Genomic DNA, 26,693 nt, shown 5'->3' on the forward strand with positions numbered 1-26,693 from the left:
GTGCAGTTGGGTGCAGTTGGCCTGACAGCATCGATACTCTTTAGAGCCAAAAGCGGCGGTACTGCAAGCGAGCATCTTGGTGACATTTTCAATGACGACGGTTCGGAGCGTTTTCCGATGTTTATTGAGGTAGTTTAGCCAATTATCGTTGGCATTGAAGAGTTGTTTGATGGGCTTATTCGGATGCATGACCTATAGGATAAACGATTCATGTAAAACGACCTAGTAGGATGAGTCTCTTTGTTTTCGGCCGTAGGCCGCTCAGGCGACAACGTCGCCGGTTCAACCAGTTTGTCGAAATTTGGAAACCGTTCCAATCTTTCTTGTTTGAGTCGTATGTACCGTAAAAGTTTAGACCCATTTTACCGAACCATGGAACCATCACGTCAGAACCAAGACCAACTTTTTGTGTGTTAACACCTGGGCTACCATCGATACAGCCTGTTGCATCACAGTTAGTAGCACCACCGCCACCCCATTCCATAAGAGTAGCAACGTATAGCTCTTGTACTGGGCCAAAAGAAAGGTCTTTGCCTGTTAGGCCATCAATCGACATGCGTGGCGCAAACTTCATGAACATCTTTTCAGATTTCGCTTTATCGCTGCTTGAGTCTGACATTAGGTTGAATACATCAACATAGCCATAAAGGTCAAAGATACCATTACGACCACCAAACTCCATCTCTAGGTAATCATGAGTAGACTCAGAAACACCTTTTTCGTTAAAAGCACCCATCAAGTTAAATTGTAGGAACTTGTAATCGTTCTTATGGATGTCGCCGTCAGAATAATCTGCTGCCATTACTGGAGTCGATGCCGCTGCAAGTAGGCCAAGAGTTAAAAGTGATTTACGCATAATGGAACTCTCTATGTTTGAAATAAGTAACCCGCTAATTTGTGCGTGTTGTATATGTCCGAATGCCGAGCATAATAGCGATTTTGTTCTCAAATAAAAGTGAGACAGAGTGAAAAATACAATTATTAAGGTGAGTGTGATCACACTAATAACCTAAAGAACGGAACTATTACGTGGCACTGCATACTGATGCACCACGAATTTTATTGATTTTGTGAAATCAGAATAATTTATAGTTAAATAGCTGAATTATCGATCTACGCAAACGATTTCACTAAATGTCGTGATATATGTAGCAAAATCAACAGTATTTCTTCCCAAGCGTTTTATTGCAAAAAATGGGGGGAATCGTCTGTCTTGTTTTCTTTGTTGCGATCTATTCTTGACTGAAAACGTGGGTATCTCTGGTAGCACGCCTGCGCTGAGTGATGTGAAATTTAAAGATTACGCGAATGGTATTTATGTTGCTGCAGGGTCTTACTACGTGACGATAACGGTGGCAGGCCAACCATCGGTTGTAGCCATTGATTCTGCCCCTGCTACCTTGGCTGATGGTGTTGTTTATCAAGTGGTGGCGATTGACGATTCGATGGGAACTGGGTTTGACCTCATTGTGAGTGAAACGACAGATTAGCTCTGATGTCTCTGAAGATAGAAAGTAAAAGAGGGCAACTCAGTGCTGCCCTTTTACTATTATTCTTGATCTTACTCTTATCCTTGATCTTACTATTACTCTTGATTGTGTTTGGCTTTTTCGAGTAAATCCGTGAAAAAATGGCGTAACGAATAGAGCATGATCAAGCTTGGAATGACCATCAATGAAGTCAGTATAAAGAAGGTTGACCAATCATTGAGATAATCGACAAGCTCTCCACTCAAAGAAGCTAATGTAGTTCGGCCTAAGTTTCCCAGTGATGCAAGCAGTGCGTATTGGGTGGCAGAGAATGCTTGGCCTGTCACCATTGTAAGAAAAGAGACGAACGCGACCGTAGAGAAGGCAGACGTAAAGTTATCAACCATCAGAGTAGCCAAGAACAAGTGTTCATTTGGGCCAACATGAGCGATCCAAGCAAACATCAGATTACTTGCCGACATCGCTATACCACCGATCATGAGCCCTCGAACAATGCCAAACTTCACGTTGACCATACTGCCCATCAGCGTAAATAACATGGTGAGCCCCCAACCGATTAATTTTGAATAGTAACCGATCTGCTCATTGGAAAAGCCAACCTCTTTATAAAAGGTGATAGACATTCTTCCCAAGAAGGCTTCACCTATCTTAAATAAAAATACGAAAAGGATTAACGTTAAAGCGACTCTAAATCCATTACGCTTGAAGAAATCAAGGAAAGGTTCTGCAACGGTAACGGTAAGCCAGACAAGAATAGGGTTGCCTACGATCTTACTATGACGACGTTCAGCTTCTGCTTGTAAGCGATCTCGTTTTGTTTTTGGTTCCCCAACCAATACTGTGAACAGCATTAGAAGCGCAACAATGCCAGCCATCCCGTAATAGACACCATTCCAACCAATAACATCGGCGTTAACAAAGGCGAGATAGCCAGGTAGTGAATAACCTGTCCACCAGCCGATGACCGCCATAGCTGAGGCTTGAGGGAGTTTCGATGTGTCAGATTTTGGAAACGTGTCAATCCGAAAGGCGTCGATTGCGATATCTTGAGTTGATGATGCAATCGCGATACCCAATGCCAACATTGAGGCTAGAACAAGGTCATTAGCTGGGTTTACCCCGGCAATGAAAAGCGTACAGATCAAGACTAAGCTTTGGCAGAGGAAAATCCAACTGCGTCGTTGGCCTAACATCGCATGCAGGATTGGCAGTTTTACGCGGTCTACTAATGGTGCCCATAAAAAGTTAATGGCATAGACCGCGAATACGCTACCAAAATAACCAATAGCTGTGCGAGTTAAGCCTGCATCTTTTAGCCAACCAGACATGTTGGATCCGATCAGAACCCACGGGAAGCCACTCGAACAACCTAGCATAAACACCCAAAGTAAGCGTTTATCGAGGTAACTACGAAAAGTCTGCATCCACGTAAGAGAGGGAGTGCCTGATGACATAGGGCGTCCTTGTATAGAAAAACACCCTTAAGGAGTTAAGGGCGTTTAATAAGATTACTTAAGAAGGGTTACTTTGGTGATGACAATTGGGGCGACAGGGATATCTGACATACGACCCATGCGCTTGGTTGGTATGGTGGCCATTTTTTGAACAACATCAAAGCCCTCAGTGACTGTGCCAAACACTGCGTAACCTGGGTTATTGCCTTTTGCGTTTAAAAAATCGTTATCAACCAAGTTAATGAAGAACTGACGAGTTGCAGAATCAGGCGCATTGGTACGAGCCATTGCCACTGTTGCAGTGTTGTTCTTCAGACCATTGCGGCCTTCATTCTTGATTGGAGCATAAGTCGACTGTTGATTCATCTCTTGATCGAAGCCGCCACCCTGTGCCATAAAGCCAGGAATAACACGGTGGAAGATGGTGCCTTCGTAGCTGCCGTCTGCCACGTATTTTAGGAAGTTCTCAGTCGTAACCGGAGCTTGCTCTTGGTTAAGCTCAATAGTGAAGTTGCCTAATGTTGTTTCCACATTCACTTTAGGCCCCGCCCAAACGCTTAGGCTCACAAGCATTAATGCTATAGACGATAAAATACGGCCCATTAGAAACGTTCCTTCATGTAATTTTGTAGCTCTTCATCGTTAGCGATTTCAGTCAGAACTAGGTTAATCACGTCATTAAGAACCTTAGAGATATCATCATTTGATGCGCTCAATGCCCCCGTACGCGTTGCCGTACCTTTGAATGTTTTTACTAGCTTACCTTGCGGGGTTTCAGCCGTGACTTGAAGTGTCACTTTGCCGTCCATTTGGTTTTCTAGTATGGTGTGATTAACAGTAACAAGTGCCTCTTGAATCTCTAAAACAACGGAGTTTTCACTGTTGACGCTTGCACGATAACCTTGAGATTCCAGTTGTTTTGCGAGAGTGTTTTCGAGTGAAATGCGCATGTTTCTTTTAGCGTGAATCGGCTGAATATTAGAATGACCACTATCAACTAACGCGACATATTGAGCTGCGCGAACATCTTTACTGGTTAGCGTATAGGTTTTGTCTTGCACAAGGTTACTTGAGCTTAGTGAAGCTTCTGGCATTACGTCGATCTGTTCTTGCTTAGGAGCTGAACATGCAGTCAAAGCCATAATAGAGGCCACCAAAATCAGTTTTTTCATTCCTTTATCCTTTCTAAATTCACACCAGAAGCTCGGTATCTTAAATTTTTAAAACAGTCTACTGCCTATTTGTTAAAATTAGCAGGTTCTCTTGTTGCTTGTAATATCTCAAATTTTTGGTTTAGTTCAAGCGTTTCAACGTTCGCTTCACCAAATAGTCTTGCTAGTTTGACATCGTATCCGAGGTGTCGGTTGCCAATAACGATTAATTTCCCCCCATTACTGAGAACATGCTTTGCATCACAGAACATTTGCCACGCAATGTGATCGGTAATCGCTTGTTGCTGATGAAATGGAGGATTACACATGACGAGGTAAGTGCTGTTTTTCTTAAAACCATCTAAACAGTTGTTGGCGATAAACTGGAAGTTGCCTTCTTCACCAAGGTTATCCTTGACGTTTTGGCGCGCTGATTCCACGGCCATAAAGCTTTCATCCACACAAGTAATACGAGCTTGTGGGTTCAATTGTCCTGCTTTGACACTCAATACACCGTTGCCACACCCAAGATCAATGATATGACGTAGTTCGGGATCTTGAGGGATATGATCTAGCATATAGCGAGCACCTTGATCGAGTGCTTCCCCTGAGTAAACATTGGGTAAATTTTTCAGGCGGATATCTTCTCCGTCTACATCCCATTCAACAAAGGGTTCTACTGTTTGAATTGGCTGGCAGTTTGGAGAAGAGAATACAAGGCGGTGCTTTTTCTTAGCCAGAGAGGTTTTGGTTTCACCGAGATACTTTTCAAACAGATTAAGCGTTGAAGTGTGGATTTCTTTGACTTTATTGACACCGATAACTTGGCAACCTTCAGGCAACGCTTGGCGCAATTGGCTCAATTGCCAGATCAGGTGACGATTGGTCTTAGGCAGTTGCATAATCACCAGATCAATTCCGTGTGGGATGTTATCCATTGTGTTCAAGAAATTGACACGATTACTTTGATTGCGCTGTAAGTTTTTTAGTGTACCTCGATGAGAGATAAACGAATCACTCATCATGGTGACATCATGATCTTTCGAGAACCAAGTTGAAAGAGCGCCAAAACTGTCGTTCATGATCAGAATGTGTTTGCCTGGTTCAAGATTCATCTCTTCTACATAGCTAATGATGTATTCGTCGCCCGCATCCCAAGCTTGAAGCGTTTCATTTGAACGTTTAGGAAAACGATGTAAGGTCAAGGTTCTATCGTGAAGGGTAAGTTCGGTTTTCATTACTTGAGATACTTATATTGGAATTGACCAATATATTGTCTCAAATGCGGACAGAACAAGATAGAAAAAACTCCACCAAGCCGATGCGGTTCGCTATGTAACACTCAGACAGTTGACTCTTTAGGGGGTATACTCAGTTAATAGTAAGGCCAATATGTTATTAAGGAATCATAATGATCCAAGAAGTTATCGAAACAAAATTGCAAAGTGAGTTTTCACCAAGTCATTTGAAAGTGGTAAACGAAAGCTTTATGCACAATGTTCCGGCCGGTTCTGAGAGTCATTTTAAAGTGATCGTTGTCAGTGATGTGTTTGAAGGTTTACGCCTTATTGCTTGTCATCGAGCGGTAAATAAAGCACTTTCAGAAGAGCTAGCGAACCATATTCATGCATTATCCATTCACACTTATACACAAGATGAATGGAGTAAGCAGTTAAATAATGTGCCAGATAGCCCAATGTGTATGGGTGGTAGTAAGTCATAAAGCGAACGCATATCGAGAAGGTGGATATACCACCTTTTTTGTTGTCAAAGTAATACATTTTCCGTTCTTATATCATCGAGAATGATGGTCAAATTAAATCGCATTAAATACCTACAATAAGTGATGTTTCTATTAACAGTGTTTCAACATAACTCATAAAATATGAGTTTGTGACAGAGTATTAATCTCTTGTTTAAAACACGATTCAAAAGCTATTTTATCTGTGCGGCTCGTCAAATTTATACATATTTGAGAGGCCATATACTTCAAATCTTGCCAAATAAAGACCGCATTCAAGTTATTGATCATGGCGTCAAGTTGTCAAAAAATGCTAGAATACCGCACCTGATAAATCTCTCATGATTCTAGTGATGAGTTTATTAAGATAATGTTGCGATTTTGGTATCTCAAATTTACCAAAACCCGACACTCTAATGTCGTGTCTAAGGGCGATTTTTAAACGCCCTGAATTTACGCAATTAAAAGAATCTTTTTCCCGATAAAGTAGTGCAAGTGCGTATGATTACAATAAAGAAGGGTTTGGATCTTCCTATCGCAGGAACTCCATCCCAGGTGATTAATGATGGTAAGTCCATCACTAAAGTCGCCTTGCTTGGCGAAGAGTACGTTGGTATGCGTCCTACGATGCATGCTCGCGTTGGTGATGAAGTGAAGAAAGGCCAAGTTCTTTTTGCAGATAAAAAGAACCCAGGTGTTGTATTTACTTCTCCAGCAAGCGGTAAAGTTATTGAAGTGAACCGTGGTGCTAAGCGTGTTCTTCAATCCGTCGTGATTGAAGTCGCAGGCAATGAGCAAATCACGTTCAATAGCTATGAAGCTAACCAATTAACCAGTCTTGACCGTGAAACGGTTAAAACTCAGTTAGTTGAGTCTGGCGCATGGACCGCTTTGCGTACTCGTCCGTTCAGCAAGGTTCCAGCCATTGATTCTGAAACTCAGGCTATTTTCGTTACTGCTATGGATACCAATCCGTTAGCAGCTGAGCCAGAATTAATCATTAATGAGCAATCTGATGCTTTCGTTGCTGGTTTAGATCTTCTTTCAACTCTGACTAACGGTAAAGTGTACGTTTGTAAAAAAGGTACGAGTTTACCTCGTTCAGGTCAGTCTAACGTTGAAGAACATGTTTTTGATGGCCCACACCCTGCAGGTCTTGCAGGCACGCATATGCATTTCCTATACCCAGTAAATGCACAAAATGTAGCGTGGAGCATTAACTATCAAGACGTTATCGCATTCGGTAAACTTTTCCTAACGGGAGAAATTTACTCTGAGCGTGTTGTTTCTCTGGCAGGTCCAGTGGTGAATAACCCACGTCTAGTTCGTACTCAAATTGGTGCTAGCCTTGAAGAGTTAACGGACAATGAGTTAATGCCAGGTGAAGTTCGTCTTATTTCTGGTTCTGTGTTATCTGGTGTTCATGCATCAGGTCCCCATGCTTACCTTGGCCGTTACCATCAGCAGGTTTCCGTTCTTCGTGAAGGTCGTGATAAAGAGCTATTCGGCTGGGCTATGCCGGGCAAGAACAAGTTCTCTGTTACTCGGTCATTCCTTGGTCACATGTTTAAAGGTCAGTTGTTCAACATGACAACGACAACAAACGGCAGTGATCGCGCGATGGTTCCAATTGGTAACTACGAGAAGGTCATGCCATTAGATATGGAGCCGACTTTGCTGCTTCGTGATCTATGCGCTGGTGACGTTGATAGTGCGCAAGCACTTGGTGCACTAGAGCTAGATGAAGAAGATTTAGCACTGTGTACCTTTGTATGTCCAGGTAAGTACGAGTACGGTCAGCTACTTCGTGAATGCCTAGATACAATTGTGAAGGAAGGGTAATTTTCATGGGCCTTAAAAAGTTTATTGAAGACATCGAGCATCATTTTGAACCCGGTGGTAAGCATGAAACGTGGTTTGCGCTTTACGAAGCTGCAGCAACACTTTTCTACACACCAGGTACTGTTACAAAGAAAAGCTCGCATGTCCGTGATAGCGTCGACTTAAAACGTATCATGATCATGGTTTGGCTTGCGGTATTCCCAGCAATGTTCTGGGGTATGTACAACGCAGGCGGACAAGCTATCGCCGCACTAAACCACATGTATTCCGGTGCTGAACTGGTTTCTATCATTGATGGTAACTGGCACTACTGGTTCACCGAAATGCTAGGAGCCACCTTAGGTTCCGATGCAGGTTGGGGCAGTAAGATGCTCTTGGGTGCGACTTACTTCCTACCTATCTATGCAACGGTATTTCTCGTTGGTGGTTTCTGGGAAGTACTGTTTTGTATGGTGCGTAAGCATGAAGTCAACGAAGGTTTCTTTGTTACTTCTATCTTATTTGCGCTTATTGTTCCGCCAACGCTTCCTCTTTGGCAAGCGGCTCTGGGTATTACTTTCGGTGTTGTTGTTGCCAAAGAGATCTTTGGTGGCACGGGTCGTAACTTCTTGAACCCTGCGCTTGCCGGTCGTGCGTTCCTATTCTTTGCATACCCTGCACAGATTTCAGGTGACGTAGTTTGGACTGCTGCTGACGGTTTCTCTGGTGCAACGGCTCTTAGCCAATGGGCTCAAGGCGGTGGTAGTGCACTAATGAACGTAACATCGGGTGAAGCAATCACTTGGATGGATGCATTCGTTGGTAACATTCCTGGTTCTATCGGTGAAGTTTCAACGCTTGCACTTATGATTGGTGCAGCAATGATCGTTTACATGGGCATTGCTTCATGGCGCATCATTGCGGGTGTTATGGTCGGTATGATTGCAGTATCAACACTATTTAACGTGATTGGTTCTGACACGAACGCAATGTTTAGCATGCCTTGGCATTGGCACCTAGTTTTAGGTGGCTTCGCATTCGGTATGTTCTTCATGGCGACTGACCCAGTATCGGCTTCATTTACCAATAAAGGTAAGTGGTGGTACGGCATCCTCATCGGCGCAATGTGTGTAATGATTCGTGTCGTTAACCCGGCATATCCAGAAGGCATGATGCTTGCGATTCTATTCGCAAACCTATTTGCTCCTCTGTTTGACCACGTTGTAATCGAGAAGAACATTAAGCGGAGACTAGCGCGCTATGGCAAGCAATAACGATAGCATTAAAAAGACGCTGTTTGTTGTTATCGCATTGAGCTTAGTGTGCTCAATTATCGTTTCAACAGCTGCAGTTGTTCTTAAACCTAAGCAACAAGCTAACGCAGTTCTGGATCAGCAAACTAAGATCCTTGAAGTTGCGGGTATCGAACTTGATGGTGATATTCCAGAGTTGTACGCAGAGAACATCGAACCACGTTTAGTTGATCTTGCGACGGGTGATTTCATTGATGGTGATGCTGCTGCATACGACCAACGTAAAGCGGCAAAAGATCCAGCTCAGTCAATCAAGCTTTCAGCTGGAGATGACGTTGCTAAGATCATTCGCCGTGCTAACACGGGTACGGTATACCTAGTGAAAGATGGTGCTGAGACGTCTAAAGTTATCATCCCTATCCATGGTAACGGTCTTTGGTCAATGATGTACGCATTCGTTGCGGTAGAAACTGATGGCAACACAGTTGCTGGTATCACTTACTACGAGCAAGGTGAAACTCCTGGGCTTGGTGGTGAAGTTGAAAACCCAACTTGGCGTGCTCAATTCGTTGGTAAGAAACTGTTTGATGAAAACCACAAACCCGCTATTAAGATAGTTAAAGGTGGCGCTCCTCAAGGTTCTGAGCACGGTGTTGATGGCCTTTCAGGTGCAACATTGACCAGCGTTGGCGTTCAACATACATTTGACTTCTGGTTAGGTGATATGGGCTTTGGTCCGTTCCTAGCAAAAGTTCGTGACGGAGGTCTGAACTAATGTCTAGTGCAAAAGAAATTAAAAAGAGCATCTTAGCGCCTGTGTTGGACAACAACCCAATCGCGTTACAGGTTCTTGGTGTGTGTTCTGCTCTGGCGGTAACCACTAAATTAGAAACAGCTTTTGTTATGACTATCGCGGTAATGTTCGTTACTGCTTTGTCGAACTTCTTCGTTTCTTTGATCCGTAATCACATTCCTAACAGTGTGCGTATCATCGTTCAGATGGCAATTATCGCATCATTAGTAATCGTGGTAGACCAAGTGCTTAAAGCATACCTATACGATATCTCTAAGCAGTTATCTGTATTCGTAGGCCTAATCATTACTAACTGTATTGTTATGGGACGCGCGGAAGCATTCGCCATGAAGTCTGCACCAATCCCATCTTTTATTGATGGTATTGGTAACGGCCTTGGTTATGGTTTCGTTCTGATCACTGTTGGTTTCTTCCGTGAGCTTCTAGGCTCTGGCAAACTATTTGGTATGGAAGTATTACCTCTAGTGAGCAACGGTGGTTGGTATCAGCCAAACGGCTTGATGCTTCTAGCACCTTCTGCGTTCTTCCTAATTGGTTTCATGATTTGGGCAATTCGTGTGTTCAAACCAGAACAAGTAGAAGCGAAGGGGTAAGGTAGTCATGGAACATTATATTAGTCTGCTGGTTAAATCGATTTTCATCGAAAACATGGCGCTTTCTTTCTTCCTAGGTATGTGTACATTCCTAGCGGTATCTAAGAAAGTTAAAACTTCTTTTGGTCTTGGTGTTGCGGTCGTTGTCGTACTTACCATCGCTGTGCCTGTAAACAACCTTGTTTACACACACATCCTGAAAGAAAACGCGCTTGTTGAAGGTGTCGATTTAAGTTTCCTTAATTTCATCGCATTCATCGGTGTTATCGCAGCACTTGTACAAATCCTAGAGATGGTTCTAGACCGTTTCTTCCCACCTTTGTACAACGCACTGGGTATCTTCCTGCCACTGATCACAGTTAACTGTGCAATCTTTGGTGGTGTATCTTTCATGGTAACGCGTGATTACAACTTTGCTGAATCCGTTGTTTACGGCTTCGGTTCTGGTGTCGGTTGGATGTTAGCTATCGTTGCTCTTGCGGGTATCCGTGAGAAGATGAAGTACTCTGACGTACCTCCAGGTCTACGTGGCCTTGGTATCACGTTCATTACTGTTGGTCTGATGGCGTTAGGCTTTATGTCTTTCTCTGGTGTTCAACTGTAGGGTAAGCACCCAGTAATAAGGAATAACAAATGCAAAGCATTATTCTTGGCGTAGCGATGTTTACCATTATTGTATTGGCTTTAGTACTAGTGATTCTGTTCGCTAAGTCTAAGCTAGTACCATCAGGTGACATCACTATTTCAGTAAACGGCGACCCTGAAAAGGCGATCGTTACTCAACCTGGTAGCAAGCTACTTGGTGCCCTTGCTGGCGCTGGTATCTTCGTATCGTCTGCTTGTGGTGGCGGTGGCTCTTGTGGTCAGTGTCGTGTGAAAGTTAAGTCTGGTGGTGGCGACATCCTTCCGACTGAACTTGATCACATCACAAAAGGCGAAGCTCGCGAAGGCGAACGTCTTGCATGTCAAGTTGCGATGAAAACGGACATGGAGATTGGACTAGACGAAGATATCTTTGGTGTTAAAAAGTGGGAATGTACTGTTATCTCGAATAACAACGAAGCGACTTTCATCAAAGAATTGGCTCTAGCGATCCCTGAAGGTGAAGAAGTACCTTTCCGCGCGGGTGGTTACATTCAGATTGAAGCTGAACCACATCACGTGAAATACGCAGATTACGATATTCCTGAGGAATACCGTGGTGACTGGGATAAGTTCAACCTATTCCGTTACGAGTCTATCGTTAAAGAACATTCAATCCGTGCTTACTCAATGGCTTCATACCCAGAAGAGAAAGGCATCATCAAGTTGAACGTTCGTATCGCGACTCCGCCGCCAAACAACCCAGACGTAGCTCCAGGTGTGATGTCTTCATACATCTGGTCTCTTAAGCCTGGTGACAAGTGTACTATTTCTGGTCCATTTGGTGAGTTCTTCGCTAAAGACACAGACAACGAAATGGTATTCATCGGTGGTGGTGCAGGTATGGCGCCTATGCGTTCTCATATCTTCGACCAACTTAAGCGTCTTAACTCTACTCGTAAGATGTCTTACTGGTACGGCGCACGTTCTAAGCGTGAGATGTTCTACATTGAAGATTTCGATGGCCTAGCGGCTGCAAACGAAAACTTCGTGTGGCACTGTGCACTGTCTGATCCTCAACCAGAGGACAACTGGGACGGTTACACAGGTTTCATCCATAACGTATTGTACGAAAACTACCTGAAGGATCATGAAGCTCCTGAAGATTGTGAGTACTACATGTGTGGTCCACCAATGATGAACGCAGCTGTTATCGGCATGCTGAAAGATCTTGGTGTAGAAGATGAAAACATCCTATTAGATGACTTTGGTGGTTAATCCATTTAAGTGATTGATATTATGGCTGACTCTTACGAGTCAGCCATTTGTTTTTCTAAGACTTTCTTTAACAATACAATGGCTTATATAAGAAAGAGTAAGACGTTAAAATGTCCGTATTTACTCTTATTTTTTGTTATATAAACCCTCAACATTAGACAGGAGTAAGCAAGTGAGAATTTGGCTTGTTGCATTCACTTCTTTGATTTTTCTTGCTGGCTGCGAAAAGCCAATAGAGCAAGTACATTTAAGTGGCCCAACGATGGGTACCAGTTATAATATTAAGTACATCAATAGTGATGAGTTACCTGAATCTAAAGAGATTCATACCGAGATTGATCGCATACTTGAAGATGTTAACGATAAGATGTCAACATATCGCGATGACTCAGAGTTAAGTCGCTTTAATCAATACAAAGGTTCGGACGCATTCAAAGTGTCTGAGCAAATGGCGACTGTCGTGAAAGAAGCGATTCGTTTGAACGGTCTTACTCAAGGTGCATTGGATGTGACTGTGGGCCCTTTGGTCAATCTGTGGGGCTTTGGCCCTGAAGCACGTCGAGACATCGTTCCAACAGAAGAAGAGCTTGCCGCTCGTAAAGCAAGAGTGGGGATTCAGCACTTAAGCATTAAGGGCAATATGCTGAGTAAGGATCTACCAGATCTGTATGTTGATCTTTCGACTATTGCTAAAGGTTGGGGAGTTGATGTGGTTGCTGACTACCTTGATTCCATTGGGATTCATGACTATATGGTTGAAGTTGGTGGTGAAATTCGCTTAAAAGGTCTTAACCGTGACGGTGTCGGTTGGCGTATCGCCATTGAAAAACCCACTGTAGATAAGCGTACTGTTCAAGAAATCATCGAACCGGGCGATATGGCGATTGCCACATCTGGTGATTACCGTAACTATTTTGAACGTGACGGTGTTCGATATTCGCACATCATCAATCCAGAAACCGGTAATCCAATTCGTCACAAAGTGGTTTCTGTTACTGTTTTAAATTCGTCGTCAATGACAGCGGACGGTTTATCGACTGGTCTTATGGTCTTAGGCGAGAAGAAAGGAATGGAAGTTGCTAATCAATATGGCATCCCTGCATTCATGATCGTAAAAACAGCCGATGGCTTTAAAGAAATGGCTTCAGAAGCCTTTAAGCCATATTTAGGTAAATAAGGTAAGCGAGATAATTATGAATACATTTCTGATTACATTTGGTGTTTTTCTTGCTGTCATCGCAGCGATGTCCATTGGCTATATTATCCAAAAGAAAGTGGTGAAAGGGAGCTGTGGTGGTTTAGGAGCGGTCGGCATCGATAAAGTATGCAACTGTCCTGAACCTTGTGATGCGCGTAAAAAGCGCGAAGCACGTGAAGCATACCGTGAAGAGAGACTGGCGGAACGCCAACAGAAAGAAGCATCTTGGAATAAAGACCGTATTGCTTAACTGACGAATGCTGAGCCGATGTTATCGAGCTCCTCAAAATGCAAAGAGCTCAAAACCTAGTGTTTGAGCTCTTTTTCATTTAGGCCGTGATGACGGTTTTCTGTTACTGGGATTTGGAGAAGTTCTCGGTGAGGAGGATGTAGGCTATTCACTGGTACTTTCCCCCCAATTTGTTAATCGCTATACTGTATGTAACAACAGTCATGGTGGTTTATGACAACGAAAATCATTCATGTAGATCTTGATTGCTACTATGCAGCAGTAGAGGCGAGAGACAATCCCTCTCTACGAGGTATACCACTCGCTATCGGCGGCTCTCAATATGGTCGAGGGGTACTTTCAACATGTAATTATGAAGCCAGAAAATTTGGAATTCGCTCCGCAATGCCGACGGGACAAGCGCTTAAGTTATGCCCTAATTTAACGGTTGTTCCAGGTGACATGGAAAAATACAAATCGGTGTCTAAGCAAATACAGGCTATTTTTTTGCGTTATACGGATGTAATTGAGCCTTTATCGTTAGATGAAGCCTACTTAGATGTGACGGGTTCCCCTTACTTCAATGGGTCTGCAACCTTAATTGCGCAAGATATAAGGAAGACGATTGAGACGGAGTTACAGTTGACGGCTAGTGCTGGGGTTGCTCCGATTAAATTTGTCGCGAAAATCGCCTCTGACATTAACAAGCCGAATGGTATTTGTGTGATTCCCCCGGATCAAATAGAGAGCTTTGTTGAGGAGCTTTCGTTAGGTAAGATCCCCGGCGTTGGGAAAGTAACGCTGGAAAAACTTAATAAGTTAGGCCTTTATAAAGGGAGGGATGTAAAAGCGTACGATCAGAGCTTGTTACTCAAGCAGTTTGGTAAGTTTGGCCAATCTTTATGGGAAAAGTGTCACGGGATTGATAACAGAGAAATAGAAACATCAAGAGTGTGGAAGTCTGTTGGGGTTGAAAAAACATTCAATACGGATATTTTTACTCAACAAGAGTGTCATAGTGCTATCGAGCGTTTATACCCATCTTTATTAAGCCGGCTTGAAAAGGCATCCCCAGAGAAAAAGATCATAAAACAAGGAATGAAATTAAAGTTTGATGATTTTAAACAAACCACCGTCGAGCATAAAAAAAACACTTTAGATAAAGTGTTTTTCAATGAATTGTTGGAAGAGGCATTAAAACGACAGAAAGGCCGAGGGATTCGTCTCATCGGATTGAGCGTGGGGTTAGACACGGAACAAAAAAACAAAGAGCAAATGAGTTTTGATTGGTAGAGGGAGCCTTATCTTGGTAGACGTTTCACTAATGCTAGAGTGTCACTGAATGGCTGCTGTTCGAGCTTTCCGTAACCGACCATTTTGCTGGCTTTTAGTTTTGTTGAAAGCGGAGTGGCTATCCCACATAAAAAGCGAGTAATAGCTTCATCGGTAATCAACGGTTGGCTCTTTGCTGCAAATTCATGAATCCACGCCAGCACGGTTTTATCATCTACGGGTTCAATATCGACGGTAGGTAATATCGCAATTTCTCCTCGACATACCGAGCAATGACCACAGTTTTTTGGGGCTTGGTCATCGGCAAAATAGCTCGCAAGGCGTGAGCTTAGGCAAGTATCCGCCTCAAAGAAATTCAGCATTTGGTTAAGGCGGTTTATCTCACTGTGCTCTTTTGCTTTAAATAACTCAGTAAGGCGCTCTGACAGTTGCATCATATCTTCAGAAGTATTGTGGATCGCGTAGACATCGGTGATCTGCTTGCTCTCCAGTTCAATCCAACCTTGTTCATTGAAGTAGTCGATAGCCGCAATCACACGCTGACGATCGGCTTGGAAGTGCGTCCAAAGCGCATCAAAATCGACTTGGCACCACACTCTTGCTTGAGGAGAGCATTGGAAAATCGCTTCGACAAATTGACGACGTTCACTTTGAAATTGCTCTGTGATCTGCTGTTTCGGGCGAATGAACTTAAATTTGTAGTCTGCGAAGTAGCTGTACTTCGGCTCGATCACGCCTTCAATTTCCAGATACACCAGTAGTGTTTTTAGCGGTAATTGACGAATGTTGGATTCACGTGACAGCTGGTTAAGCATGATCTCCCATTGATTCGAGCCAGAAGCGCCAATGTTTTGATTTTCGTAGATCTCTTTTAACACCGCTTGGATCGATATGTTGTCTGGCGTATCACCAAAAACGAAGTTCTCGAGTGTGCTTAAACCATGTTTGTTAGCGAGTAAAATACATTCAGACGCTTGCCCATCTCGACCTGCTCGCCCAATTTCTTGCGAGTAGTTCTCTATCGATTTTGGTAAGTCAAAGTGAATAACTCTACGAATATTGGATTTGTCGACCCCCATACCAAACGCAATCGTGGCGACAATACAATTGACATCATCGGTCATAAATTGGTGTTGAATGGCATCTCTATTTTCTGGCTTAAGACCCGCATGATAAGCCACAGCATTAACGCCAGCATTACGAAGTTGTTGAGCGACCATCTCTGCCGTTTGTTGAAGGGTGACATAAACAATAGTCGGAGCGAGAGAAGCTTGGTTAACGACATTGCACAAGGTTTCTAGCTTGCTGGTTTGTTCACAAGGTTGAATCGACAGGTCGAGGTTTTGACGATAGAAACCCGTCACCACAACGCGCTCTTCATCAATTTCAAACTTTGACTTCATGTCTTGGATAACCGAGGTGGTTGCGGTGGCTGTCAGTAGCAGAACCTGAGGAATATTGAGCTGTTTTTGGTACTGAGGAAGCTTCAGGTAATCGGGTCTGAAGTTGTGTCCCCACTCTGAAATACAGTGCGCTTCATCGACCACAAGCAGTGAGATCGGCACTTGGGAGATAAACTGACGAAAGCGTTCGTTCTTCAAACGTTCAACGGAAATCATTAGGATCTTAGTGTCGCCGTTACGTACAGACTGCATTACCTGTTGAGTGGTTTGTCTATCTTGGCTTGATTCGATGGCGGCAGCACTGATGCCTTTACTGTGCAAGAAGCTAAGTTGGTCTTTCATTAATGCCAACAGGGGCGATATCACCAAGGTTAAGTGTGGTAACTCTAAGGCGGGTAATTGATAGCAAAGCGATTTACCTGAGCCCGTCGGGAATATCGCAGCAGTGGAGTGCCCCGATAGAACATTATCAATGACTTGCTTTTGCCCATGACGTAGTGAGTCGAATCCGAATACTTGTTTTAGCTTCTGCTCAATCATTTATGTTCTACCTGAATTATGAAGTATCGTTTGGGTGCTAAAGCGGGTGCTTATCTAAGATAGCATCACTTAACGGATCAAATGCCTTGCACCTGATTGTACCTAATTCTATTCTGTAGCTCCTATAGAAAAGCACGCCAAAAGTATGATTAAGTCTGAGCTTCGCCAAATAATTTTAGAGCAACTCGAATCCCGATTACGTATCGCACAATCTGCGACTCAACGCGCGATTGATGCGGCGACCGATGAAGAGACTGTGCCTGAGCATAAGTACGATACATTGGCACTAGAAGCATCGTATCTTGCACATGGTCAAGCGATGAGAGTGCAAGAGTGTGAAGAGGATATTCAGTGTTATCGTCACTTAGTGCTGCGTGATAGTGAAAAGGTCACAGTGAGCAGTTATGTCGTGGTCATTGACGAACATGATCAATATAAACACTTTTTTATGGGACCAAGAGTCGGAGGACTTTCTGTTGTGTGGAATCATCATGACGTTGTTATCGTAACGGAAAATGCCCCATTTGGTCAGGCTCTAATGGGAAAAAGCGTTGGTGACGAGGTTGAATTTATGGTCGCTGAAAAACAGTTTTACTATGAAGTGATATCTGTCGAGTGATCTTGAGATATTAGACGTTTCTCTGACAAAGAGCGATGAACCAAGGGTATAGTAATTCGTCAGATTGATGAGAGAATGTTATGAAAAGCAATGTATTTATGAAAAACAGTGTATTAATCGCATCGTTAACAGCAGCCATCGCTGTTGTGAGTCTGCCTACTTATGCGGCGCAATGTCGAATTGATTTAAAAAATGAATTACACATCGATGACAATAAAGTCGAAATTCATCAGGTCAATGGTGATACCGCCATTTTTGATGGTAATAATGACTTGTATATTCATGGCGAAAAGGTTGAGCTTGACGCTAACCAACAAGCCGCTATCGAAAAGTACCGCGAGACCATGAGTGAATACCTACCTCGAGCCAAAAAAATGGCTAACGATAGCCTAGCATTAGCCGATGACGTTATTGATGAGATTGCCGCCGGTTTAGATGCCCCAGAATCGTTTGATAACGTAAAAGAATCAATGAAAAAGTATATGACTGAACTCGAAGCCCGTTATTACAAAGGTGGCGAGTTAGTGCTGCCTGCCGATAGTTTTGACTCGATGGCGAGTGGTTGGTCTGAAGATTTTAAAAAGGCTAAGGAGATCTTTAATCGCGAGTTTATCGCCAGTGCTTTTAATGTGATGTCAGAAAAGATGAAGCAAGAGGGCGGGCTAAACTTTTCTGAACTGGCGGACAAAATGGCTGAATTAAAGCTAAAAGTTCAAGAGCGAATGAAAGAACACTCTCAACAAGTCGAAGAGGAAGCGAATGATTTCTGTGATTCTCTGGATGAGATGGCAGAGCAAGAGCAAGAGTTACATAAGATCGTTCCGAATCTAAAAGACTACCAAGTATTCACGATCTAATTTGAGTTTTGTTATGAATGAAAAAGGCGCTCAACCAATGGGGAGAGCGCCTTTTTTTCATTTAGAATGAGCGTTAGATATCGATTACTTGATTTCCATACCTTGAGCTTGTAGGTCTGCATGGTAAGACGAACGTACAAACGGCCCACACGCTGCGTGAGTAAAGCCTAGCTCTAATGCTATCTCTTTTAGCTCATCAAACTCTGAAGGCGGTACATAGCGTTCTACGGGCAAGTGGTGGCGGCTTGGTGCTAGGTATTGGCCTAGTGTCAGCATGGTTACGCCATGTTCGCGAAGGTCTTTGAGTACTTGGATGATCTCTTCTTTGGTCTCACCAAGCCCCATCATTACCCCTGATTTTGTAGGAATATCAGGATGCTGCTCTTTGAATTTCTTCAGTAGATTCAGTGACCACTTGTAGTTCGCACCTGGACGCGCTTTACGGTATAGACGTGGCGCTGTCTCTAGGTTGTGGTTGAAAACATCGGGTGGGTTGTCTTTCAGTAGTTCAAGCGCCACGTCCATACGACCACGGAAGTCTGGCACTAATGTTTCGATGCGAATATTTGGGTTTAGCGCACGGATCTCACGATTACAGTCAGCGAAGTGCTGAGCCCCCCCATCACGCAAGTCATCACGGTCAACGGAAGTGATGACGACATACTTCAGTTTCATGTCTTCAATCGTCTTAGCCAGTTTCTTCGGCTCTTCCGCTTCAGGAGCGACAGGACGACCATGGGCAACATCACAGAACGGGCAGCGACGAGTACAGATAGCACCAAGAATCATAAACGTTGCCGTACCGTGGTTGAAACACTCGGCTAGGTTAGGGCAAGACGCTTCTTCACATACGGAGTGTAGGTTGTTTTTGCGCATTGCTGATTTGATCTCTTGAATACGATGGCTGTCGGAAGGAAGTTTAATCTTCATCCATTCCGGCTTACGTAGTACTTCTTTCTGTTCAGCAGGCATATTCTTTACGGGAATTAATGCCATTTTGTCAGCGTCACGATATTTAACGCCTTTTTCCATTTGGATTGGTTTGCTCATGATTTTATGCTTCTGCTGTAATGTTACTGGTGGCTTGAATATCTACTTGGTCATAGCCGAGCAGCTCTACGAGCTCTTCTATTAACTGTTGCTCAACGTTCTCTAATTCACTAGGCCCGCCGAGTTGGCTTACCTGCGCCATTTCCATACCTTGATAACCACATGGGTTAATACGTAGGAATGGAGACAGGTCCATATCGACGTTGAGTGCTAGCCCATGGAACGAGCAGCCACGTCGAATACGTAATCCGAGTGAACAGATTTTCTTGCCATTGACATACACACCCGGAGCGTCAGGTCGGGCTGTAGAATCTATATTGTAAGCGTTCAGAGTATTGATTACGAGATTCTCAATATGAGTCACTAAATCACGCACTCCGAATTTTTTGCGGCGGATGTTAATCAGAAAGTAAGCCACTAATTGGCCAGGGCCATGGTAAGTCACTTGGCCACCGCGATCGCTTTGAATGACAGGGATATCACCGGCGTTGAGTATGTGCTCAGCTTTGCCTGCTTGTCCTTGAGTAAAGACAGGGTTGTGTTCAACCAACCAAACTTGGTCTACATCTTCATCCGTGCGTTCGTCTGTGAACCTATGCATGGCTTTCCATACTGGTTCGTAATCCTGACGGCCTAATTTTTTTACGATTAGCTTATTTTGCAAAATTGCACTCCCTCAAGGATTAATAAAGTGAACGCATTATAAACGCGAAACAGGTTTCTAACTACAGACGGACTGCAAGGTTTTTCAACTTTCTTTGTATTTATTGAAAATTCAGTTGAATGAATTTGACGTCAATAGGGGGCTTTAAACAAAAACAGCGGCAATAAGCCGCTGTTTTTCATGTGTCATCGGAGATTACAGTACCATACGAACGATTTCGATCTCACCGAGTTCTTTATACAGCGTTTCGACTTGCTCAATTGATGTCGCAGTAATATTGATAGAAACTGAGTGGTAGTTGCCTTTTGCACTCGGTTTTAGCGTTGGGCTGTAGTCACCAGGAGCATGACGCTGGATCACTTCTAGTACTAACTCAGTCAGCTCTGGTTTAGCGTAGCCCATTACTTTGTAAGTGAATGAACAAGGGAACTCTAAGAGGTCTTTTAGTTTTGCATCAGAATTGATGTTCATGATTAGCTCCAAAAGGCTAGACTCTCGCAAATTGGCGAAATGTCGATAAAAAGCGTGTTCGGTCAACAGACACGAGTAATAAGGCGGAATATTACGTGTAAATATCACCGAACTCAAGATCAACAAAAGCCGCACATGGCGGCTTTTGTTTAACTGAAGAGTAAATTATGAGCTTACTCATCCAGTTAGTTTTGCAATAAGCGAGTCTATTGCTTAGAACAAACTTTTGACTTATTTAGAATAAACCTTTGAACAGCAGTACTAGGTAGTCCCATAGGCGGCTAAATAGGCTACCTTGGTCTACATCTTCAAGTGCGAGCAGTGGGTATTCTGCAACGTCTTCACCATCTACTTGGTAGAACAGCTTACCGACAACATCGCCCTTACTGATTGGTGCTTCTAGCTCTTTATCAAGAACGAAGCTTGCTTTTAGGTTCTTGGCTTGGCCACGAGGTAGAGTCACGAACGTATCTTCATCCACACCTAAAGCAACCGTGTCTTGGCTACCCATCCAAATTTTCTCATCAACGAAAGTTTCACCCGCTTTATGTGGTGCAACTGTTTCGAAGAAACGGAAACCATAGCTCAGTAGTTTCTTGCTTTCTGTTTTACGAGCGTTAGCACTTTTCGTGCCCATCACCACGGCAACTAGGCGCATTTTACCTTCTGTTGCTGAGCTTACTAGGTTAAATCCAGCATGGCTGGTATGGCCTGTCTTAATGCCATCCACGTTCATGCTTTTATCCCACAACAAACCATTTCGGTTGTATTGGGTAATACCGTTGTAAGTGAATTTTTTCTGTGAATAGATTCGATACTCGTCAGGGACGTCACGAATTAGGGCTTGACCCAGTAGCGCCATATCATAAGGCGTTGAGCGTAGGTTTGGGTTATCTAGACCATGAACATTTACAAAGTGCGTGTTGTCCATACCGATAGAGCTTGCCCAAGCGTTCATTAGGTCAACGAACGCATCTTCAGAGCCTGCAATATGCTCAGCCATCGCCACACAGGCGTCGTTACCCGATTGGATGATAATGCCTTGGTTCAACTCTTTAACTTTAACCGTTGTACCAACTTCGATGAACATCTTAGATGAGTCTGGGAAATTTTTAGCCCAAGCGTTTTCACTGATCACTACATCGTCGTCTGAGGTGATGTTGCCACGTTTTAGCTCTTGGCCAATGACGTAGCTTGTCATCATCTTGGTTAAACTTGCTGGAGAAAGTTGAGTGTTCATCTCTTTCTCTGCTAGTACTTTGCCCGAATGGTAATCCATCAAAACAAAACCCTTAGCGGCGATTTGTGGTGCATCAGGTACAACAATTGGATCGGCGAATGACGATGTCGCTATCGTTGCTGAAAGTGCAACAGAAGTAGCAAAAATCGATTTAACAAGTTTATTAGATTTTATCATTTTGAATGCAATTATTTGGTGAACTATTGGTATATTAACAGAATCACTCTGTCACACCAGAGCGTTGATTACCAGAAGTAACTTTTAAGTTAATTAGCGATTTAGCGTCTGTTTTTTTATATAAGCTGACGGGTAACCCATTAACTTAACTTGTTTTAACTTCTCTTGAGTCAGAGCATAGTCATGAAATGGCCCAAGCATTAATCGGTAGTTGTCGTCATTTGACTGCAAGAAGGTGGCTACTGCTAGTTTTTCACCGAGATCTTTGGCTAACTTCTCTGTTCTATCTTTATAAGAAGACGTGGCGACCTGAATAATAAATTGCGGTAAAGTGGCCTTTTTATTTACGTCGTTTGGCATCGCAACAGTGATGACCTCAATCTCGACATTTGCAGTGCCTGTTCTCAATACATCGAGTTTGTAAGCTGCCGCATAACTAAGATCAATGATTCGCCCTTCATGAAATGGGCCGCGGTCATTGATACGAACAATTGTCGTTTTGTTGTTATCGGTGTTGGTTACTTTTACATAGCTTGGAATAGGCAATGTTTTGTGCGCTGCCGACATGGAATACATGTCGTAGATCTCGCCATTTGAGGTTAAGTGGCCATGAAATTTTTTACCGTACCAGGATGCTTTGCCTCGCTCTTTAAACCCTTCCGCTTTTTTGACTATTTTATAGTCTTTACCCCGCAGAGTGTAATCACTATTCCCCCCTAAACTGTATGGTTCATATTGAGGGTGAGCATCCTCTATGTGCTCCACTGAAATAGGAGAATCGGGCGCAATATCAGCGTCGATATCATAGCGACCGCTGGGCTTATTTGAAGAACAACCATTGATGAAAATAGCAAGGCCAACAATAGAGACTATTTTTTTGATTGGCAGTTTATCAGCCAAGATGTTTTTTTTGGGAGACGTTAAAGTAGACATCGATTAGGTCGCCTTTGAGAATGCTTTTCTGTGTGTATGAATTGACATTAAAATACCAAAGCCCGCCATCAAGGTAACCATTGAAGTACCGCCATAACTGACTAGAGGAAGAGGGACGCCCACGACGGGCAGAATGCCACTCACCATGCCAATGTTTACGAAAATATAGACAAAGAAACTCAGTACAATACTGCCGCCCATCATTCGACCAAATGCGGTTTGAGCTTGGCTGGCAAGTACTAAACCGCGTCCAATAATGAACAGGTAGATGGCGAGTAAGCACAAAATGCCGATCATGCCCCATTCTTCAGCAATCACGGCAAAAATAAAGTCAGTGTGTCGTTCTGGAATGAACTCCAATTGAGATTGAGTGCCCTGTAGCCAGCCTTTTCCTGAGATACCCCCGGAGCCTATCGCTATTTTACTCTGGATAATGTGGTAACCCGCTCCTAATGGATCGGACTCAGGATTAAAAAGGGTTCTTACGCGTACTTTTTGATATTCGCGCATCAAGAAAAACCACAAAATGGGAATAAACCCACCCAGTGCAATTGCCGCACTGGCGATGATCTTCCAGCTAATACCTGCAAGGAATATCACGAATATACCGGACGCAGCGATAAGGATAGAGGTGCCTAAATCAGGTTGCTTTGCGATTAAAATCGTCGGTACAAACACCATCACGAGAGAGATCGCTAACGTTTGGAAAGTCGGTGGAAGCGAGCGCTTACCGATAAATCGCGCCAACATTAAAGGTACGGCTAGCTTTAATAACTCGGAAGGTTGAAATCGAACAAAGCCGAAATTCAGCCAGCGCTGAGCGCCTTTAGAGGCTTCACCAAAGAACAGTACGCCGAGTAGCAAAATGACCCCTCCAGTAAATAATAAGGGAGCTAAGCTTTCATAGGTTCGCGGTGAGATTTGAGCCAAGAAGATCATCACACCGAGAGACAGAGCCATGCGCATCGCCTGACGATCCATCATTACAAGGCTTTTTCCGCTTGCGCTGTACATGATCAGTAGGGCAAAGCCCATTAAAACCAGAATGCCAAGCAAGAGTGGTAGGTCGATATGCAGCCTTTCAAATAGAGCTCTATTTCGTCCAGTTGATGGATCAAGTTTCATTATTTTATTGCCTTACTTTCATAATCATCTGCAAGGATAATATGGTCTAAAATTCTTCTTACTACCGGGCCGCCATTTGACGAACCGCCACCGGCGTTCTCTAGAACGATAGTCACAACCGCTTCAGGAGCTTCAAAAGGTGCATAACCGGTAAAGAGAGCGTGATCGCGTAAGTGCTCCGCGATTTCGTCTGCGTTGTACTCTTCATCTTCTTTTAGGCCGAATACCTGTGCTGTACCGGATTTACCTGCAGTTTGGTAAGACATCTTCTGGAATGAGCGCCTTGCCGTACCTTTCTTACCATGGTTAGCCCGTCGCATGCCTTCCTGAGCGATTTCCCAATACTTTTTCTTAACGCCGGTCAGCGGTGGGTAAGTTTCAATGTCCGACATGACTTGTTCATCGAACGGGCGACTGTTATCTATGGTTGCACGCAATAGATGAGGGGCTCTGACTTCCCCTTCATTAACTAATACAGATGTGGCTTTTGCAATCTGCATAGGGGTCGCAGTCCAGTAACCTTGACCAATGCCAACGGGGATGGTGTCACCTTGGTACCAAGGCTCACGGTGTCTTGCCATCTTCCAATCACGGGTTGGCATATTAGCTTTACTCTCTTCATAGATATCGATGCCAGTATAATCACCAAATCCGAACATCATCATCCATTTAGATATGCGATCAATACCAAGATCGTAAGCTATTTGGTAAAAGAAAGTATCCACCGACTCTTCAATCGCTTTTTCTATATCAACCACGCCGTGTCCCCAGCGTAGCCAATCACGGAATGGTCTTGTTTTTGAGTTAGGGATCTTCCAATAACCTGGGTCATTACGCGTTGTCTTCGGTGTAATAACGCCTTCTTGCAAAGCTGCCACAGCAATGAAGGGTTTGATCGTCGAAGCTGGTGGATAAATTCCTAACGTCGCACGGTTAACCAAAGGTCGGTCTTTGTCTTGAAGCAGCGCGTTATAACCTTTAGACGAAATACCATGTACGAATGCATTTGGGTCGTAGCTTGGACTCGACACCATGGCTAATACGCCATTGTCTTTCGGGTCGAGAACAATGGCTGAACCACGGCGGTTATCCAGTAATTTATGTACATACAGCTGCAGTTTGATATCTAAATTGAGCACGATATCTTTACCCGGAACTGAAGGGACAAACTTCAGGGTGCGGATCACTCGTCCACGGCTGTTGACTTCGACTTCTTGATAGCCCGCGGTACCGTGAAGTATGTCTTCGTAGTAGCGCTCAATGCCAAGTTTACCGATGTCGCGAGTCGCTTGGTAATTGGCGTCTTTTTCTTCTCTCGCTAAGCGTTGTATATCACGATCATTGATGCGAGATACGTAGCCGATTACATGAGTCAGCACATCACCATAAGGGTAGAAACGTTTCAATGTTCCTGTTACTTCAACGCCAGGAAATTTGTGTTGATTTGCAGAAAAGACGGCCACTTGCTCTTCGGTCAGCTGATTTAAAATCGGGACTGATTTAAAGCGTCGTGAATTAAGACGCTCACGATTAAAGCGTTCGATACGTTCTGGTGGGATCTCGATTAACGCTTGTAAGCGACGCAGCGTCCCCTCCATATCTTGAATTTTTTCAGGTATGATTTCCAGGTTGAAAACAGGGCGGTTTTCGGCCAAAAGCACCCCATTTCGGTCGTAAATTAAACCTCGGGTAGGGGCTATTGGAACGACCTTGATTCGGTTATCGTTCGATCGCGTTTTATAGTCCTGATATTGATTGATCTGGATATGGTACAGGTTAGCCACCAATATCGACATCATCACAATGATCCCTATAAACGCAACAAAAGCACGGCCAGTAAATAGTCGTGCTTCTGCTTTGTAATCACGGATTTGGCTACGTTTACGTAACATTAACAGCTTATTCTCGATGATAAGGGTGGTTAGCTGTGATACTCCAAGCTCGATATAAGCTTTCGGCCATGATCACGCGTACTAATGGGTGAGGAAGCGTCAGTGCTGATAAAGACCAGCTCTGATCTGCTGCCGATTTACAAGCTGGTGCTAATCCTTCAGGGCCCCCAATAAGGATAGACACATCACGTCCATCCAACTTCCAACTTTCTAGCTGCTCAGCCAGTTGAGGGGTATCCCACTTTCTACCTGGGATATCAAGCGTGACAATGCGGTTACCTTTTGGAACCGCAGCCAGCATGGCTTCGCCTTCTTTTTGAAGAATGCGTGCAATGTCGGCATTTTTACCGCGCTTTCCTGCCGTGATCTCAACGAGCTCTAATGGCATATCGTGAGGGAAGCGGCGTTTGTATTCTTGAAACCCTTCTTCAACCCACTTTGGCATTTTTGTACCAACTGCGATTAACTGGATCTTCAAAGCTTAGCCCCAAAGTTTTTCGAGTTGGTACAGTTCACGATGCTCTTCTTGCATAACGTGAAGCATACTTGTGCCCATATCTAGAACAACCCATTCACCTTCTTGCTGGCCGTCCATACCGAGTGGTTGCATACCCGCTTTACGCACTTCATCAGCAACATGCTGTGCAATAGAGGCAACATGGCGTTTCGAGGTGCCAGTACAAACAATCATGTAATCAGTCACACTTGATTTACCTTCGACATCGATAGTCACAATCGATTCTGCTTTCATGTCGTCGGCTTTGTCGGCAAGAAAATCTTTTAATTCTTCACGTAACACGGGGTGTTCCTTTAATCTGAATTTAG

The 26,693-nt window shown here is 43.7% G+C and carries 26 protein-coding genes and 3 pseudogenes; 13 read left to right on the forward strand and 16 right to left on the reverse strand.

Annotation, left to right across the window (positions count from 1 at the left end; genetic code table 11):
• Window positions 1-189: pseudogene (locus L4B77_RS10330) on the reverse strand (IS91 family transposase); the annotation flags it as partial.
• Between the two features lie 97 nt (window positions 190-286).
• Window positions 287-929: pseudogene (locus L4B77_RS10335) on the reverse strand (outer membrane protein OmpK); the annotation flags it as partial.
• Between the two features lie 300 nt (window positions 930-1,229).
• Between L4B77_RS10335 and L4B77_RS10340 the strand changes: the two are divergent.
• Window positions 1,230-1,490 (forward strand): annotated as a pseudogene (locus L4B77_RS10340) (DUF4397 domain-containing protein); the annotation flags it as partial.
• 95 nt (window positions 1,491-1,585) lie between these two features.
• Here L4B77_RS10340 and L4B77_RS10345 read toward each other — a convergent pair.
• The 4 genes from L4B77_RS10345 to L4B77_RS10360 all read right to left on the reverse strand — a co-directional run bounded on the left by L4B77_RS10345 (window position 1,586) and on the right by L4B77_RS10360 (window position 5,333).
• The gene (locus L4B77_RS10345; protein ID WP_261839059.1) at window positions 1,586-2,944 is read right to left on the reverse strand and encodes an AmpG family muropeptide MFS transporter; all 1,359 of its coding nucleotides are present in this window, start codon (window positions 2,942-2,944) and stop codon (window positions 1,586-1,588) included.
• Between the two features lie 54 nt (window positions 2,945-2,998).
• Window positions 2,999-3,547, reverse strand: coding sequence for a peptidylprolyl isomerase (locus L4B77_RS10350; protein ID WP_261839060.1), 549 nt, complete (start codon window positions 3,545-3,547; stop codon window positions 2,999-3,001).
• Complete coding sequence (locus L4B77_RS10355; protein ID WP_261839061.1) at window positions 3,547-4,116, reverse strand: YajG family lipoprotein; 570 nt, start codon at window positions 4,114-4,116, stop codon at window positions 3,547-3,549. Before L4B77_RS10355 ends, L4B77_RS10350 begins: the two co-directional genes overlap by 1 nt.
• A 65-nt stretch (window positions 4,117-4,181) precedes the next feature.
• Window positions 4,182-5,333: a methyltransferase gene (locus L4B77_RS10360; RefSeq protein ID WP_429750283.1), complete on the reverse strand. Its 1,152-nt coding sequence runs from the start codon at window positions 5,331-5,333 to the stop codon at window positions 4,182-4,184.
• Between the two features lie 173 nt (window positions 5,334-5,506).
• Between L4B77_RS10360 and L4B77_RS10365 the strand changes: the two genes are divergently transcribed.
• From L4B77_RS10365 to dinB, 10 genes are all read left to right on the forward strand, one after another.
• Window positions 5,507-5,818 carry a BolA family protein gene (locus tag L4B77_RS10365; RefSeq protein ID WP_429750285.1) on the forward strand — a complete coding sequence of 104 codons (312 nt, stop codon included), beginning with the start codon at window positions 5,507-5,509 and terminating at the stop codon, window positions 5,816-5,818.
• 519 nt (window positions 5,819-6,337) lie between these two features.
• Window positions 6,338-7,678 (forward strand): Na(+)-translocating NADH-quinone reductase subunit A, encoded by a 1,341-nt coding sequence (locus tag L4B77_RS10370; RefSeq protein WP_372092836.1) that lies wholly within the window; start codon window positions 6,338-6,340, stop codon window positions 7,676-7,678.
• Between the two features lie 5 nt (window positions 7,679-7,683).
• Window positions 7,684-8,931: an NADH:ubiquinone reductase (Na(+)-transporting) subunit B gene (locus L4B77_RS10375; RefSeq protein ID WP_261839065.1), complete on the forward strand. Its 1,248-nt coding sequence runs from the start codon at window positions 7,684-7,686 to the stop codon at window positions 8,929-8,931.
• Complete coding sequence (locus tag L4B77_RS10380) at window positions 8,918-9,685, forward strand: Na(+)-translocating NADH-quinone reductase subunit C (RefSeq protein ID WP_429750288.1); 768 nt, start codon at window positions 8,918-8,920, stop codon at window positions 9,683-9,685. The genes L4B77_RS10375 and L4B77_RS10380 overlap by 14 nt, the downstream gene beginning before the upstream one ends.
• On the forward strand, window positions 9,685-10,317 hold the full coding sequence (locus L4B77_RS10385; protein ID WP_261839067.1) for an NADH:ubiquinone reductase (Na(+)-transporting) subunit D: 633 nt from the start codon (window positions 9,685-9,687) through the stop codon (window positions 10,315-10,317). The genes L4B77_RS10380 and L4B77_RS10385 overlap by 1 nt, the downstream gene beginning before the upstream one ends.
• A 7-nt stretch (window positions 10,318-10,324) precedes the next feature.
• Entirely contained in the window at window positions 10,325-10,921 is a 597-nt protein-coding gene (gene nqrE, locus L4B77_RS10390; RefSeq protein ID WP_009848375.1) for an NADH:ubiquinone reductase (Na(+)-transporting) subunit E, read from the forward strand.
• A 29-nt stretch (window positions 10,922-10,950) separates the two neighbouring features.
• Complete coding sequence (nqrF, locus tag L4B77_RS10395; RefSeq protein WP_429750292.1) at window positions 10,951-12,177, forward strand: NADH:ubiquinone reductase (Na(+)-transporting) subunit F; 1,227 nt, start codon at window positions 10,951-10,953, stop codon at window positions 12,175-12,177.
• A gap of 172 nt (window positions 12,178-12,349) precedes the next feature.
• Window positions 12,350-13,354: an FAD:protein FMN transferase gene (locus L4B77_RS10400; protein ID WP_261839068.1), complete on the forward strand. Its 1,005-nt coding sequence runs from the start codon at window positions 12,350-12,352 to the stop codon at window positions 13,352-13,354.
• Window positions 13,355-13,370: 16 nt separating this feature from the next.
• Entirely contained in the window at window positions 13,371-13,625 is a 255-nt protein-coding gene (nqrM, locus tag L4B77_RS10405) for a (Na+)-NQR maturation NqrM (RefSeq protein ID WP_261839069.1), read from the forward strand.
• Window positions 13,626-13,838: 213 nt separating this feature from the next.
• Complete coding sequence (gene dinB, locus L4B77_RS10410) at window positions 13,839-14,897, forward strand: DNA polymerase IV (protein WP_429750295.1); 1,059 nt, start codon at window positions 13,839-13,841, stop codon at window positions 14,895-14,897.
• An 8-nt stretch (window positions 14,898-14,905) separates the two neighbouring features.
• Here dinB and L4B77_RS10415 read toward each other — a convergent pair whose 3' ends face one another.
• Entirely contained in the window at window positions 14,906-16,840 is a 1,935-nt protein-coding gene (locus L4B77_RS10415; protein ID WP_429750297.1) for a RecQ family ATP-dependent DNA helicase, read from the reverse strand.
• 145 nt (window positions 16,841-16,985) lie between these two features.
• Here L4B77_RS10415 and L4B77_RS10420 point away from each other — a divergent pair, with 145 nt between their 5' ends.
• Together L4B77_RS10420 and L4B77_RS10425 are read left to right on the forward strand one after the other, a co-directional pair.
• A complete protein-coding gene (locus L4B77_RS10420; protein WP_372067862.1) occupies window positions 16,986-17,459 on the forward strand; it encodes a GreA/GreB family elongation factor in 474 nt (157 codons plus the stop codon).
• Between the two features lie 80 nt (window positions 17,460-17,539).
• Window positions 17,540-18,316, forward strand: a complete 777-nt coding sequence (locus tag L4B77_RS10425; protein WP_429750299.1) for a YggN family protein — start codon at window positions 17,540-17,542, stop codon at window positions 18,314-18,316.
• Window positions 18,317-18,400: 84 nt separating this feature from the next.
• Here the strand turns inward: L4B77_RS10425 and lipA are convergent, their stop codons facing one another.
• The 9 genes from lipA to rsfS all read right to left on the reverse strand — a co-directional run bounded on the left by lipA (window position 18,401) and on the right by rsfS (window position 26,667).
• Window positions 18,401-19,366 carry a lipoyl synthase gene (gene lipA, locus L4B77_RS10430; RefSeq protein WP_429750301.1) on the reverse strand — a complete coding sequence of 322 codons (966 nt, stop codon included), beginning with the start codon at window positions 19,364-19,366 and terminating at the stop codon, window positions 18,401-18,403.
• Between the two features lie 4 nt (window positions 19,367-19,370).
• On the reverse strand, window positions 19,371-20,030 hold the full coding sequence (lipB, locus tag L4B77_RS10435; RefSeq protein WP_429750303.1) for a lipoyl(octanoyl) transferase LipB: 660 nt from the start codon (window positions 20,028-20,030) through the stop codon (window positions 19,371-19,373).
• Between the two features lie 195 nt (window positions 20,031-20,225).
• Entirely contained in the window at window positions 20,226-20,504 is a 279-nt protein-coding gene (gene ybeD, locus L4B77_RS10440; protein ID WP_029223108.1) for a DUF493 family protein YbeD, read from the reverse strand.
• 232 nt (window positions 20,505-20,736) lie between these two features.
• Window positions 20,737-21,918: a serine hydrolase gene (locus L4B77_RS10445; RefSeq protein WP_429750305.1), complete on the reverse strand. Its 1,182-nt coding sequence runs from the start codon at window positions 21,916-21,918 to the stop codon at window positions 20,737-20,739.
• Between the two features lie 93 nt (window positions 21,919-22,011).
• Window positions 22,012-22,851 carry a septal ring lytic transglycosylase RlpA family protein gene (locus tag L4B77_RS10450; RefSeq protein ID WP_372067868.1) on the reverse strand — a complete coding sequence of 280 codons (840 nt, stop codon included), beginning with the start codon at window positions 22,849-22,851 and terminating at the stop codon, window positions 22,012-22,014.
• A 3-nt stretch (window positions 22,852-22,854) separates the two neighbouring features.
• Complete coding sequence (gene rodA, locus L4B77_RS10455; RefSeq protein ID WP_429750307.1) at window positions 22,855-23,976, reverse strand: rod shape-determining protein RodA; 1,122 nt, start codon at window positions 23,974-23,976, stop codon at window positions 22,855-22,857.
• The gene (mrdA, locus tag L4B77_RS10460; RefSeq protein ID WP_429750309.1) at window positions 23,976-25,868 is read right to left on the reverse strand and encodes a penicillin-binding protein 2; all 1,893 of its coding nucleotides are present in this window, start codon (window positions 25,866-25,868) and stop codon (window positions 23,976-23,978) included. The genes rodA and mrdA overlap by 1 nt, the downstream gene beginning before the upstream one ends.
• A gap of 7 nt (window positions 25,869-25,875) precedes the next feature.
• Window positions 25,876-26,346, reverse strand: a complete 471-nt coding sequence (rlmH, locus tag L4B77_RS10465; protein WP_261839080.1) for a 23S rRNA (pseudouridine(1915)-N(3))-methyltransferase RlmH — start codon at window positions 26,344-26,346, stop codon at window positions 25,876-25,878.
• Between the two features lie 3 nt (window positions 26,347-26,349).
• Window positions 26,350-26,667, reverse strand: a complete 318-nt coding sequence (rsfS, locus tag L4B77_RS10470) for a ribosome silencing factor (RefSeq protein ID WP_004735247.1) — start codon at window positions 26,665-26,667, stop codon at window positions 26,350-26,352.
• Between the last annotated feature and the right edge of the window lie 26 nt (window positions 26,668-26,693).

It is taken from the genome of Vibrio minamisatsumaniensis (genome assembly GCF_050337445.1).
Lineage (GTDB): Bacteria > Pseudomonadota > Gammaproteobacteria > Enterobacterales > Vibrionaceae > Vibrio > Vibrio artabrorum.